The organism is Enterobacter sp. IF2SW-B1 (assembly GCF_001743375.1).
Lineage (GTDB): Bacteria > Pseudomonadota > Gammaproteobacteria > Enterobacterales > Enterobacteriaceae > Enterobacter > Enterobacter bugandensis.
Window position 1 is genome coordinate 442,164 of the sequence record NZ_MJAA01000002.1, and the last position, 12,279, is coordinate 454,442.

At 56.4% G+C, this 12,279-nt stretch carries 12 protein-coding genes; 8 read left to right on the forward strand and 4 right to left on the reverse strand.

Annotated features, from left to right (window positions below):
* Nucleotides 1-81 precede the first annotated feature (81 nt).
* A complete protein-coding gene (locus A6013_RS06510) occupies nucleotides 82-543 on the reverse strand; it encodes a multidrug/biocide efflux PACE transporter (protein WP_041908370.1) in 462 nt (153 codons plus the stop codon).
* A gap of 104 nt (nucleotides 544-647) precedes the next feature.
* Here A6013_RS06510 and A6013_RS06515 point away from each other — a divergent pair, with 104 nt between their 5' ends.
* From A6013_RS06515 to wzz(fepE), 6 genes are all read left to right on the forward strand, one after another.
* A complete protein-coding gene (locus A6013_RS06515; protein ID WP_045629969.1) occupies nucleotides 648-1,514 on the forward strand; it encodes a LysR family transcriptional regulator in 867 nt (288 codons plus the stop codon).
* 93 nt (nucleotides 1,515-1,607) lie between these two features.
* Nucleotides 1,608-2,786 carry an acetyl-CoA C-acetyltransferase gene (locus A6013_RS06520; RefSeq protein ID WP_028014300.1) on the forward strand — a complete coding sequence of 393 codons (1,179 nt, stop codon included), beginning with the start codon at nucleotides 1,608-1,610 and terminating at the stop codon, nucleotides 2,784-2,786.
* 234 nt (nucleotides 2,787-3,020) lie between these two features.
* The gene (gene kduI, locus A6013_RS06525) at nucleotides 3,021-3,857 is read left to right on the forward strand and encodes a 5-dehydro-4-deoxy-D-glucuronate isomerase (protein ID WP_048960734.1); all 837 of its coding nucleotides are present in this window, start codon (nucleotides 3,021-3,023) and stop codon (nucleotides 3,855-3,857) included.
* A gap of 63 nt (nucleotides 3,858-3,920) precedes the next feature.
* Nucleotides 3,921-4,682 carry a 2-dehydro-3-deoxy-D-gluconate 5-dehydrogenase KduD gene (kduD, locus tag A6013_RS06530; protein WP_003862835.1) on the forward strand — a complete coding sequence of 254 codons (762 nt, stop codon included), beginning with the start codon at nucleotides 3,921-3,923 and terminating at the stop codon, nucleotides 4,680-4,682.
* Nucleotides 4,683-4,995: 313 nt separating this feature from the next.
* On the forward strand, nucleotides 4,996-6,411 hold the full coding sequence (locus tag A6013_RS06535) for a sugar porter family MFS transporter (RefSeq protein ID WP_028014298.1): 1,416 nt from the start codon (nucleotides 4,996-4,998) through the stop codon (nucleotides 6,409-6,411).
* Between the two features lie 187 nt (nucleotides 6,412-6,598).
* Nucleotides 6,599-7,723: an LPS O-antigen length regulator Wzz(fepE) gene (gene wzz(fepE), locus A6013_RS06540; RefSeq protein ID WP_045260915.1), complete on the forward strand. Its 1,125-nt coding sequence runs from the start codon at nucleotides 6,599-6,601 to the stop codon at nucleotides 7,721-7,723.
* 37 nt (nucleotides 7,724-7,760) lie between these two features.
* Here wzz(fepE) and A6013_RS06545 read toward each other — a convergent pair whose 3' ends face one another.
* Nucleotides 7,761-8,084, reverse strand: coding sequence for a cupin domain-containing protein (locus tag A6013_RS06545; protein ID WP_045260914.1), 324 nt, complete (start codon nucleotides 8,082-8,084; stop codon nucleotides 7,761-7,763).
* Nucleotides 8,085-8,217: 133 nt separating this feature from the next.
* Here A6013_RS06545 and A6013_RS06550 point away from each other — a divergent pair, with 133 nt between their 5' ends.
* Entirely contained in the window at nucleotides 8,218-8,910 is a 693-nt protein-coding gene (locus tag A6013_RS06550) for an aspartate/glutamate racemase (protein ID WP_028014295.1), read from the forward strand.
* Here A6013_RS06550 and A6013_RS06555 read toward each other — a convergent pair.
* Nucleotides 8,905-9,831 (reverse strand): LysR family transcriptional regulator, encoded by a 927-nt coding sequence (locus A6013_RS06555; protein WP_045260912.1) that lies wholly within the window; start codon nucleotides 9,829-9,831, stop codon nucleotides 8,905-8,907. The genes A6013_RS06550 and A6013_RS06555 overlap by 6 nt on opposite strands.
* A gap of 122 nt (nucleotides 9,832-9,953) precedes the next feature.
* Here A6013_RS06555 and lysA point away from each other — a divergent pair, with 122 nt between their 5' ends.
* A complete protein-coding gene (gene lysA / locus A6013_RS06560; RefSeq protein WP_045629967.1) occupies nucleotides 9,954-11,216 on the forward strand; it encodes a diaminopimelate decarboxylase in 1,263 nt (420 codons plus the stop codon).
* Here lysA and A6013_RS06565 read toward each other — a convergent pair.
* Entirely contained in the window at nucleotides 11,186-12,223 is a 1,038-nt protein-coding gene (locus A6013_RS06565; protein ID WP_069732747.1) for a LacI family DNA-binding transcriptional regulator, read from the reverse strand. The genes lysA and A6013_RS06565 overlap by 31 nt on opposite strands.
* Nucleotides 12,224-12,279 lie beyond the last annotated feature (56 nt).

Genomic DNA, 12,279 nt, shown 5'->3' on the forward strand with positions numbered 1-12,279 from the left:
TGCAATTTACCATAGTTATGCCTGAAGAGCGCAGTTGCTTCGACGGAGTTTGGCCGGAACAGGCGTCCGGCCAGCGAGGGTTTAGCCTGCCAGAGCGCGTCGTTGCTGGCGACGCTTAAGGAATTTCTCACGCAGGTTATCGTATGCCCAGTTATAGAACATGGTGTATGGCAGGAAGAACAGGAAGAAACCAATTTCTAACGTGAATGCCTCAAGCAGGGTCACGCCCAGCACGGCGGCGACAATCGACACGCCGATTACAATAAATCCGCATTCGAACCCCAGGGCGTGCAGCGCGCGCACTTTTGCCGTACGTTTTACGCGCTGGACAGGCCAGAAACGGTCGAAGCCGAAGTTATAGATAATGTTCCAGAGCATGGCGGTGGTAGCCAGGATAATGGTTAACCCACCCATCTCCACCACCGAGCGCTGCATCAGCCATGCCGCCGTGGGGGCGAGAATTGCCGTGGCAATCCCTTCGAAACAGACAGCATGAAAGATCCGCTCCGGCAGCTTACGTTGGAGTGCATCCTGATGTTGCATAGTGTAGACCTCATTTATTCACCGGTATGGGCGTTGATGCAGCCTATTTTTATCGCTAAAGCTGATATATTAAAGATAGTATCCATCGATAAAGTAGATAGTTTATGCGCTATTCACCTGAAGCTCTTACCGCATTTGTTGAGACCGTTGCGGCAGGCTCTTTCTCTGCTGCCGCGCGCAGGCTGCGTAAAAGCCAGTCGACGATCAGCACCTCCATTGCCAATCTTGAAGCCGATCTGGGTTTCGAACTGTTTGACCGCTCGGCGCGCCAGCCGGTGTTAACGGTCCAGGGAGAACAGGTGCTGGGCTATGTGCAGGCCATCCTCGCCGCCAGCACGCGGCTGGATGAGCTGGCGGTGTCGTTAACGGCACAAACGGAGGCGCGTCTGACGTTTGTTCTCTCCGATACCCTCAACCCCGACGTGCTTGAAGATCTGATGAAGCAGTTTGACGCTCGCTTTCCCCACACGGAATTCGAATGCCTGATTGGCGAGGAAGAGGACGTGATCGATCTGCTGCAAAAGGAGCGCGCGCAGGTGGGGCTGACGGAAGCGCGAGACGGTTATCCAACGGATATTGGCGCTACCCGGCTGCCGGTGCAGACCCGAATGGCGATATATGCCGCGACCACGCATCCGCTCGCCGGACAACACGAGGTGCAGAGCGACGAGCTGCACGGCTGGCGGGAGCTGAGGCTCAGCACCTACCTTGAGCGCGAGGCTGAGATCGCGCGCGGGCCCGTCTGGTCAGCGCCGAACTACCTGTTACTGTTGAGTATGGCCGTCCAGGGGTTCGGCTGGTGCGTGCTGCCGTGCGCGCTGGTGGATGAATTCGCCGCTGCGAAGTCGCTGGTACAGCTCAATGTTCCCGGCTGGCCACGGGCGATCGGCATCGATCTGCTGTGGAATAAACGATCCCCTCCCGGCGTGGCCGGAAGCTGGCTGCGGCAGTATCTGCAGGATGCACGCTAATCCTTGTGATTAAACTCACTATTTTTAAACAATTAAGATAATTGCCAGTAACAATCCTCTACTATCGTCATGTCATTTAACACAGAGGTCGTGATGAAAGATGTCGTAATAGTGGGTGCGTTGCGTACGGCTATCGGCTGTTTTCAGGGAGCGCTTGCGCGTCACTCGGCGGTTGACCTGGGCAGCGTGGTCGTTAAAGCGCTGGTGGAACGTAGCGGGATCGCAGCCCATGAAGTTGATGAGGTGATCCTGGGGCAGGTTCTCACGGCCGGTGCCGGGCAAAACCCTGCGCGTCAGGCGGCGCTGAAGGGTGGGCTGCCCAATACCGTCTCCGCCATTACCATCAACGACGTCTGTGGTTCAGGGTTAAAAGCGCTGCATCTCGCCACCCAGGCCATTCAGTGCGGTGAAGCGGATGTGGTTATAGCTGGCGGACAAGAGAACATGAGCCGCGCGCCGCACGTTCTCACCGATAGCCGAACCGGCGCGCAGCTGGGTAACAGCCAGCTGCTCGACAGCCTCGTGCATGACGGGCTGTGGGATGCGTTCAACGACTATCATATGGGCGTGACGGCAGAAAACCTGGCGCGCGAGTACGGCATTAGCCGCGAATTGCAGGACGCCTATGCGCTCAGTTCGCAGCAAAAAGCGCGTGCCGCGATTGATTCCGGTCGCTTTCGCGACGAGATTGTCCCGGTCAGCACGCAGCGTCAGAACGGCGAGGCGATCGTCGTCGATACTGATGAACAGCCGCGCACGGATGCCAGTGCGGAAGGCCTGGCGAGACTGAATCCCGCGTTTGAAACGCAGGGCTCGGTCACCGCGGGCAATGCCTCGTCCATTAACGACGGTGCCGCCGCCGTGATGATGATGAGCGAAAGCAAAGCCCTTGAGCTCGATCTCCCCGTGCTGGCCCGCATTAAGGCGTTTGCCAGCGTGGGCGTGGATCCAGCATTGATGGGGATTGCGCCGGTCTACGCTACCCGTCGCTGCCTGGAGCGCGCAGGGTGGCAGCTTTCGGATGTCGATCTGATCGAAGTGAACGAAGCCTTTGCCGCGCAGGCGATCTCGGTCGGCAAAATGCTGGAGTGGGATCCGCTGCGGGTCAACGTGAACGGCGGTGCAATTGCGTTAGGGCATCCCATCGGCGCGTCCGGCTGCCGAATCCTGGTTTCGCTGGTCCACGAAATGAAAAAGCGAAACGCGCGAAAAGGGATCGCTACCCTCTGTATAGGCGGCGGACAGGGCGTGGCGCTCGCCATCGAACGCTAGTTTCTCCTCCCTTAAAAAACCTCCTTCGGGAGGTTTTTTTATCGTGTTCTTCTCTTCATGGTAAGTAATCGTGATCCGCGCGTCATTTCTGTTATAAACAAAAATAAAAAATGAAACGTTGTTTTAATTGCAATTGAAAACCCTATTTTATGCCGCTAGTATGTGCTCATCATAAAACGAAACGTCGTTTCGTTTAATTTCTGCCTTCGGGCATGACCACATCTGGAGGTTACCGTGGACGTCAGACAAAGCATCCACAGCGCGCACGCCAAAACGCTGGATACTCAGGGACTGCGCAGCGAGTTTTTAATTGAGCAGGTGTTCGAAGCCGATAAGTACACCATGGTCTATAGCCACATCGACCGCATTATCGTGGGCGGCATTATGCCGGTGGCGAAAACCGTCTCCGTGGGCGGTGAAGTAGGCAAGCAGCTGGGCGTAAGCTACTTCCTGGAGCGTCGTGAACTGGGCGTGATTAATATTGGCGGGCCGGGCACGATTACCGTGGACGGCCAGTGCTACGAGATTGGCCACCGCGACGGGCTGTACGTCGGCAAAGGGGCGAAAGAGGTGGTCTTTGCCAGCATCGACGGCAGTAAACCCGCGAAGTTTTACTACAACTGCGCCCCGGCGCACACCACTTATCCAACCAAAAAAGTAACGCCCGCTGACGTTGCGCCCGTGACGCTGGGCGACAACCTCACCAGCAACCGCCGCACCATCAATAAATACTTCGTGCCGGATGTGCTGGAAACCTGCCAGCTCAGCATGGGTCTGACCGAGCTTGCGCCAGGCAACCTGTGGAACACCATGCCGTGCCATACCCACGAACGCCGCATGGAAGTCTACTTCTACTTCAACATGGATGAAGACGCCTGCGTGTTCCACATGATGGGACAGCCACAGGAAACTCGCCATATCGTCATGCATAACGAGCAGGCGGTGATTTCACCCAGCTGGTCTATTCACTCCGGCGTGGGGACGAAAGCCTATACCTTCATCTGGGGGATGGTTGGAGAAAACCAGGTCTTCGATGACATGGACCACGTCGCGGTTAAGGATCTGCGCTAGTCGCGGGCAGTTAAGCATACATCTGCCTGTTGATGACAGGCGCTGAAAGAGTAAGGAACAAACATGATTCTGGATGCATTTTCTCTGCAGGGTAAAGTGGCCGTGGTTTCCGGGTGTGACACCGGACTGGGCCAGGGGATGGCGTTAGGCCTGGCGGAAGCGGGCTGTGATATCGTCGGGATTAACATCGTTGAGCCCACGGAAACCATCGAACGCGTAACCGCGCTGGGCCGCCGTTTTCTCAGCCTGACCGCCGACCTGCGTAAAATCGACGCTATTCCGGAGCTGCTGGATCGCGCGGTGGCGGAATTTGGCCATATCGACATTCTGGTCAACAACGCGGGGCTGATCCGCCGTGAAGACGCGATTAACTTCAGCGAGACCGACTGGGACGATGTCATGAACCTGAACATCAAGAGCGTGTTCTTTATGTCCCAGGCGGCGGCGAAGCACTTCATCGCGCAGGGCAAGGGCGGCAAGATCATTAACATCGCGTCGATGCTCTCCTTCCAGGGCGGCATCCGCGTGCCGTCTTACACCGCGTCGAAAAGCGCGGTGATGGGCGTGACCCGCCTGCTGGCGAACGAATGGGCGCAGCACAACATCAACGTCAACGCGATTGCGCCGGGCTACATGGCCACCAACAACACCCAGCAGCTTCGCGCGGACGAAGAACGCAGTGCGGCGATCCTGGAGCGTATTCCGGCGGGCCGCTGGGGGCTGCCGAGCGATCTGATGGGGCCGGTAGTGTTCCTGGCTTCCCCGGCATCGGACTATATCAATGGTTATACCGTCGCGGTTGATGGCGGCTGGCTGGCGCGATAACCCAACTTATGACAAATACCTCCGCTCTTCGGCGGAGGTTTTTTTTGCTTAAAATTTGTCAAAGTCCATATTGATAAACACGAAAAATCCATACTTAAAAATCATAGATGACTGCCATCACATTTTTATTATTTAAAAATTAAGGTGTTAGTAAAATTAGGTGATTATCCAGCATTAGTTGAAATTGTAATGTCCATCACAGATCGCTATGCCATAGCGAAATAATCCATATCTTCACGAATTCCGGCCTGACACTTTTCCCCGCTATCTCGTAATTTCATTTAACGAATTTTGCTGTTGAGGCAGGAAAAATATGACATCTATAAATGACTCTACCCTGATGCCCGCCGCGCTGCGCGATACCCGCCGCATGAACCAGTTTGTCTCCATTGCGGCAGCCGTGGCCGGTTTGTTGTTCGGCCTGGATATCGGCGTTATCGCCGGGGCGCTGCCGTTTATTACCGATCACTTTACGCTGAGTAACCGCCTGCAGGAGTGGGTGGTGAGCAGCATGATGCTCGGCGCGGCCATCGGTGCGCTGTTTAACGGCTGGCTTTCGTTCCGCCTTGGGCGTAAATACAGCCTGATGGTCGGGGCGGTCCTGTTTGTTGCCGGGTCCATAGGTTCGGCGTTTGCCACTAACGTTGAAGTGCTGCTGCTCTCCCGCGTGCTGCTGGGCGTGGCGGTGGGGATTGCCTCCTACACCGCGCCGCTGTATCTCTCCGAAATGGCGAGCGAGAACGTGCGCGGCAAGATGATTAGCATGTACCAGCTGATGGTGACGCTGGGCATCGTGCTGGCGTTCCTGTCCGATACGTACTTCAGCTACAGCGGTAACTGGCGGGCGATGCTCGGCGTGCTGGCGCTGCCTGCGGTAGTGCTGATTGTTTTAGTGATCTTCCTGCCCAACAGTCCGCGCTGGCTGGCACAAAAAGGGCGTCACGTGGAAGCGGAAGAGGTGCTGCGCATGCTGCGCGACACGTCTGAGAAAGCGCGTGAAGAGCTGAACGAGATCCGCGAAAGCCTGAAGCTGAAGCAGGGCGGCTGGTCGCTGTTTAAGGCTAACCGCAACGTGCGCCGCGCGGTGTTCCTCGGCATGTTGCTGCAGGCGATGCAGCAGTTCACGGGGATGAACATCATCATGTACTACGCCCCGCGCATCTTCAAAATGGCCGGTTTTACCACCACCGAACAGCAGATGATCGCCACGCTGGTGGTGGGGCTGACCTTTATGTTCGCCACCTTTATCGCGGTGTTCACCGTCGATAAAGCCGGACGTAAACCGGCGCTGAAAATTGGCTTTAGCGTGATGGCGCTCGGCACCCTCATCCTCGGCTACTGCCTGATGCAGTTTGATAACGGCACGGCGTCCAGCGGCCTCTCCTGGCTCTCCGTGGGCATGACCATGATGTGTATTGCTGGCTACGCGATGAGCGCCGCGCCGGTGGTGTGGATCCTGTGCTCTGAAATTCAGCCGCTGAAATGTCGCGATTTTGGTATCACCTGTTCCACCACCACCAACTGGGTGTCGAACATGATCATCGGCGCGACCTTCCTGACGCTGCTGGATGCGATTGGCGCGGCGGGAACCTTCTGGCTCTATACGGTGCTGAACGTGGCGTTTATTGGCGTGACATTCTGGCTAATTCCAGAAACCAAAGGCGTGACGCTGGAACATATTGAACGCAAGCTGATGAGCGGGGAGAAACTGCGAAATATCGGCGTGTAAGAGTTAATGCCGGGTAAGCGCAGCGCCACCCGGCGTTTTGTTAGCGTGATGCTGAATAACTACCAACTTTGATAGCAATTCCTCAGATAGTCCATTCTCGCGTTCAGATTATTCTTAGTTTCTTGTATTATCGGGCAACTGAACTCACCCGGCAGGAATTTACTGCACCCGAAACAGAAGAACGGCTATGTCAGCAATGGATTTCAAAAAAAATACGGACCTCGATTTTTCCTCATATGCTCCTCCAGCAGTCAGTTCAAAAGAGATCGATCTTCTGGGCCTGTTAGATATTCTGATTACCGCGAAAAAACGCATTGCCACCATTATCTTTGTTTTCGCGCTGGCAGGTCTGGCAATTGCGCTTCTACTGCCGCAAAAATGGACCAGTAAAGCGGTGATCACTCCGGCGGAACAGACACAGTGGAACCCGCTGAGCCAGATGATGGTTGCGCTGCAGGTTCTTGATGTGAAGGTGCCGGTTACCCGTCAGGAAGTCTTTGACCTGTTTATTAAAAAATTCCAGTCGCAGTCATTGCTTGAAGAGTATATGACCTCTTCCCCTTACGTGATGGCGCAGCTCAAGAATGCGCAAGTGGACCCGCTTGAACTGCACCGTGCGGTTGTCAATATTGCAGACAAAATGAAAGCGGTGAATGATGTTCAGGGAAAAGATGCGGATAAAGCGCCTTTCGTCTCCTGGACATTGAGCTTCACCGCGCCGACCGCAGCCGATGCCCAATCCGTTCTGGAGGGGTATATCAACTATATCTCGGCAATTGTTGAGAAAGAAACGGTGCAGAATATCCGCAACCAGATCGCCCTCAAAACGAACGAGGTAGAGCAGCAGCTGACGCTCGACCGCGTTCGTCTGACCAATGTGCATAACACCAACCTGCAGCGGCTGAACTATTCGCTGGAAGTGGCGAATGCGGCGGGCATTAAGAAGCCTGTTTATAGCAACGGACAAGGGATAAAAGACGATCCGGATTACTCCGTTGCGCTCGGGGCTGACGGTATCGCGGAAAAGCTAAGGATTGAAAAAAATCTTAAGGATGTGACGGAGCTGAACGCGGACTTCCAGAACCGGGAATATTACCTGGCGCAGCTGAAACAACTCTCCTTCGCAGACGTTAAGCTTGAGCCATTCAGGTATCAGCTTTCGCCATCGATGCCGGTGAAAAAAGACGGCCCGGGCACAGGCATGATTGTCATTCTGGCGGCGATCCTTGGCGCTCTGTTTGCCTGCGGCAGCGTATTACTCCGTGAGGCCATGCTCAGCCGAAACCCATTGCCAGAGCCGGTAACGGAATAAATTCTGCACACATGAAGGCGCTGCAACAGCGCCTTTTTTATTTCAGGAAATCCTCGCGAACAGGCGTAAAGGTGTCCAGCAGCGTGCCGGCCCTGAGGCAGACGCAGCCGTGCATCACATGTGGTTTTTTGTAGAGGGTATCTCCCGCCGTCACGACATGCTTCTCTTCACCAATGGTAAACTCAAATTCACCGGAGAGAACATAGGTTAACTGTTCGTGCGGGTGGTTATGCAGTGGGCCAATCGCGCCCTGCTCAAACTGTACTTCAACCGCCATCATCCTGCCGCCGTGGGCCAGCACGCGACGCGTAACGCCATTCCCCAGATCTTCAGACGCGGTCTCTTTGTGGAACATAAACATGGCTTAGCCCTTCATAATAAAACAGTGTTTTATTTAATTTACATTGGCCAGCTTAAAAAGAAAACGACGTAATAAAGAACTGGAAACAGGATCACAAGTTTGCTTCACTGGCTTAAACAGATAAGGAGCGATGATGAAAACGATTGGCCTGATAGGTGGGATGAGCTGGGAATCGACAATCCCTTATTACCGCCTGATTAACGAAGGCGTAAAGCAGCGTCTGGGCGGCCTGCACTCCGCGAGCCTGCTGCTGCACAGCGTTGATTTTCATGAAATCGAAGCCTGCCAGTCGAGCGGCGAATGGGATAAAGCCGGAGAAATCCTGGCTGATGCCGCGCTGGGGCTGGAGCGTGCGGGGGCGCAGGGCATTCTGCTGTGTACCAACACGATGCACAAAGTGGCCTCGCACATTGAAGCGCGCTGTTCGCTGCCGTTCCTGCACATCGCGGACGCCACCGGACGCGCCATTCGCGCTTCGGGAATGTCGCGCGTGGCCTTGCTGGGCACACGTTACACCATGGAGCAGGATTTCTATCGCGGGCGCTTGCACAGCGAGTTTGGGATTGAAAGCCTGATCCCGGATGAGGGGGACCGGGCGCGCATCAATCAGATTATCTTCGACGAGCTCTGCCTCGGAACCTTCAGCGAAACCTCCCGCGCATATTACGTCAGCGTAATAGATAAACTGGCGCAGCAGGGGGCTGAAGGGGTGATTTTCGGCTGCACGGAGATCGGTTTGCTGGTGCCGGCCGAACGAAGCCCCATCCCGGTGTTTGATACCGCGGCCATTCACGCGGCAGATGCCGTGGAATTTATGCTGTCATAACGGGTTTTGCAGGTCAGGTAAGCGAAGCGCCACCTGACGCGCATGCTCAACTAAGTGTTCGGTGAATGCGTCCACCAGCGCGGAAGCCGGACGGTGCAGCGGGCGGATAAGGCTTACGGTGAACGGGACGGAAACGCTAAAACGGCGGATGACGATCCCGCTTCCTGCATAGTCCAGCGCCGTAAGCGGATTGACGACCGCAACGCCAACGCCCGCGCGCACCATCGCGCATATTGACGCCGCGCTGTGGGTTTCAACGACCATCCGCCGCTTCACCTGATGCTCAGAAAAAAGCGTATCCAGCAGCTGCCGATAGCTGTCCGTTTGCGACAGGCTAATGTAGTTTTCACCATGAAAATCCGCGGGCGTCAGCACTGCTTTGTGGGCAAGCCGATGCCCGGCGGGCAGAACGCACACTTCATCCAGCGCGAGCAGTTCCGTGCGCGCCGTTCCTGCGGGTGTCGAGAGGGTTTCGGTTAACCCGAGATCGTGGCGCTGTGCCGACAGCCACTCTTCAAGCAGAGGCGACTCCTGCGGCACGATGGTGAGATTGACCTCAGGATAGCGGGCCAGAAAAGGCTGGAGCAGCGTCGGTAAGAAGGACTGAGAGAAGACGGGCAGGCAGACAATCGACAGCTCGCCCTGACGAAACTCGCGCAGGCTTTCCGCCGCGCTGACGATTCTGTCCAGCCCGTACCATGAGCGCTGCACTTCCTCAAACAGGCGCAACCCCTGCACCGTCGGGTGAAGCCTGCCCCGGGCGCGTTCGAACAGCTTCAGCCCCAGCACTTTCTCGAAGCGCGCCAGCTCGCGGCTGACCGTCGGCTGCGAGGTATGCAGCATCTGCGCGGCTTCCGTGAGATTGCCGGCGGTCATCACGGCGTGAAAAATCTCGATGTGGCGTAAATTGACGGCGGGCATAGGGCACCTGAAAGCAAGGAACTGTCCATATCATTTTTGCATAGACTCGCGATAAAACGATATTTTTTATTCTGCTGCCGCTGTGGCGTAATCATAAAAAATGAATTGAACCGGAGAAGACCATGCCACGCCCGCTCAACCAGACGGATACCGATTTGAACGCTGAAAACCTGCTGCGCCTGCCCGCCGAGTTTGGCTGCCCGGTATGGGTCTACGACGCGCAGATCGTTCGCGAGAAGATCGCCGCCCTGCATCAGTTTGACGTGGTGCGTTTTGCCCAGAAGGCCTGCTCCAATATTCATATTCTGCGCCTGATGCGCGAGCAGGGCGTGAAGGTTGACTCCGTATCGCTGGGTGAAATCGAGCGTGCGCTGGCGGCAGGCTTTGATCCGAAAACCGATCCTGACGCGATCGTCTTTACCGCGGATGTGATCGACGACGCCACGCTTGCGCGCGTGCATGAACTGCAGGTGCCGGTGAACGCTGGTTCTGTGGATATGCTGGAGCAGCTTGGGCAGGTTTCACCCGGCCATCGCGTCTGGTTGCGCGTCAACCCGGGCTTTGGACATGGCCATAGCCAAAAAACCAACACCGGGGGCGAAAACAGCAAGCACGGCATCTGGTACGCCGATATGCCTGCCGCGCTTGAGGTACTGCAGCGCTACAGCCTGAAGCTGGTAGGCATTCATATGCACATTGGCTCCGGCGTCGATTACGGGCACCTGGAGCAGGTGTGCGGGGCGATGGTGCGCCAGGTTGTTGACTTCGGTCAGGATCTGGAGGCGATCTCCGCCGGTGGCGGTCTTTCCATTCCTTATCGTGAAGGGGAAGAGGCGATCGACACCGATCACTATTACGGCCTGTGGAGCGCCGCGCGCGATCAAATTGCCGCGCATCTGGGCCATGCCGTGAAGCTGGAAATTGAGCCGGGTCGTTTCCTGGTAGCCGAAGCCGGCGTGCTGGTGGCTCAGGTACGCAGCGTCAAAGAGATGGGCTCCCGCCACTTCGTGCTGATTGATGCGGGCTTTAACGACCTGATGCGTCCGTCCATGTACGGCAGCTACCATCACATTACCGCCCTGGCTGCCGATGGCCGCGATTTAACGCACGCGCCGCGCCGCGAGACGGTGGTCGCAGGCCCGCTGTGTGAATCCGGTGATGTGTTTACCCAGCAGGAAGGTGGCAAAGTTGAAACCCGCGCGCTGCCCGAGGTGAAGCCGGGCGATTACCTGGTGCTGCACGACACCGGGGCGTACGGGGCGTCTATGTCCTCGAACTACAACAGCCGTCCGCTGCTGCCGGAAGTGCTGTTTGATAACGGCAAGGCGCGGCTGATCCGTCGTCGCCAGACCATTCAGGAACTGCTGGCGCTGGAACTCGTTTGATAAAAGTACGGCCCCGTTGTGACCGAATCGCGTAATACCAGCGTGCCGGTAAACGGCGGGATCGCATCGACCGGCTGGTTCTTCGCCAGCCGGATCGCCTGATCGATAGCCGTGACGATCATGTTATCTATCGGCAGATAAACCGACGACAGCGCAGGCTCCAGCCACTTTGCGCTTGGGGCATCGTCAAAGCCGAACAGGGAGATATCCTGCGGGATCTTAAGCCCTGCCTGATGCAGCGCTTTGGACGCGCCCAGCGCCATATCATCGTTACAGGCAAACAGCGCGCTGAACGACACCCCTTCAGCAATCAGCTCCTTACACAGCTCATAGCCCCGCGTCATTCCCGCATCACCGTACTTTATTCGACGCTCGTCCAGACGAATGCCGTGCTTTTCCAGCGCCTTACGGTAGCCCATCAGCCGTGCTTTACCCGTGGGGGTGTGGATCGGAACGGTAATGCAGGCGATCTCCCGGTGGCCCTGATTGATCAGGTAATCCACCGCCTTAAACGCGGCATCCTGCTGTTCGAAGAACACGCAGCGCTCCGGTGCCTGGCTGACTTCACGGTTGATGACCACCAGCGGCGTTTGCACGGTATTAATCAGCTTGATGATCGCTTTTTCGCTCATATAGCGCGTGTAAAGCACGATGGCATCGCACTGGCGGTCGGCCAGCATTTGCACCGCCTGCTCTTCCTGCTCTGGCGCGTCGTGACCGTCGGTGACGATCAGCTGTTTCCCGTGGGTTTCGGTCTGCCGCGACGCCTGCTGCAAAAGACGACCAAAGTAAAAGCCGTCGAAGGTAGAGACGACCAGACCAATGCTGTTGCTGGTCTGGTTAGCCAGCGAACGCGCGAGAAAGTTTGGGCGGTAGCCCAGCTCTTCCATCGCAGCAAAGACCTGCTGACGCGTGCTCTCTTTAACCTGACCTGTGCCGTTCAGCACGCGCGAGACGGTAGCCTTCGACACGCCCGCGCGCAGTGAGACATCCAGCATTGTTGCCATTCTACATTCCTGCTTCCACGTAATGGTTTGCAGTTTAACACAGACCTGACAGCGTA

Coding starts and splice junctions, on each gene's coding strand:
- A6013_RS06535 (WP_028014298.1), top strand. CDS start 4,996: ATGACATCTATAAATGACTCTACCCTGATGCCCGCCGCGCTGCGCGAT.
- A6013_RS06515 (WP_045629969.1), top strand. CDS start 648: ATGCGCTATTCACCTGAAGCTCTTACCGCATTTGTTGAGACCGTTGCG.
- A6013_RS06555 (WP_045260912.1), bottom strand. CDS start 9,831: ATGCCCGCCGTCAATTTACGCCACATCGAGATTTTTCACGCCGTGATG.
- A6013_RS06565 (WP_069732747.1), bottom strand. CDS start 12,223: ATGGCAACAATGCTGGATGTCTCACTGCGCGCGGGCGTGTCGAAGGCT.
- A6013_RS06520 (WP_028014300.1), top strand. CDS start 1,608: ATGAAAGATGTCGTAATAGTGGGTGCGTTGCGTACGGCTATCGGCTGT.
- A6013_RS06545 (WP_045260914.1), bottom strand. CDS start 8,084: ATGTTTATGTTCCACAAAGAGACCGCGTCTGAAGATCTGGGGAATGGC.
- kduD (WP_003862835.1), top strand. CDS start 3,921: ATGATTCTGGATGCATTTTCTCTGCAGGGTAAAGTGGCCGTGGTTTCC.
- A6013_RS06550 (WP_028014295.1), top strand. CDS start 8,218: ATGAAAACGATTGGCCTGATAGGTGGGATGAGCTGGGAATCGACAATC.
- lysA (WP_045629967.1), top strand. CDS start 9,954: ATGCCACGCCCGCTCAACCAGACGGATACCGATTTGAACGCTGAAAAC.
- A6013_RS06510 (WP_041908370.1), bottom strand. CDS start 543: ATGCAACATCAGGATGCACTCCAACGTAAGCTGCCGGAGCGGATCTTT.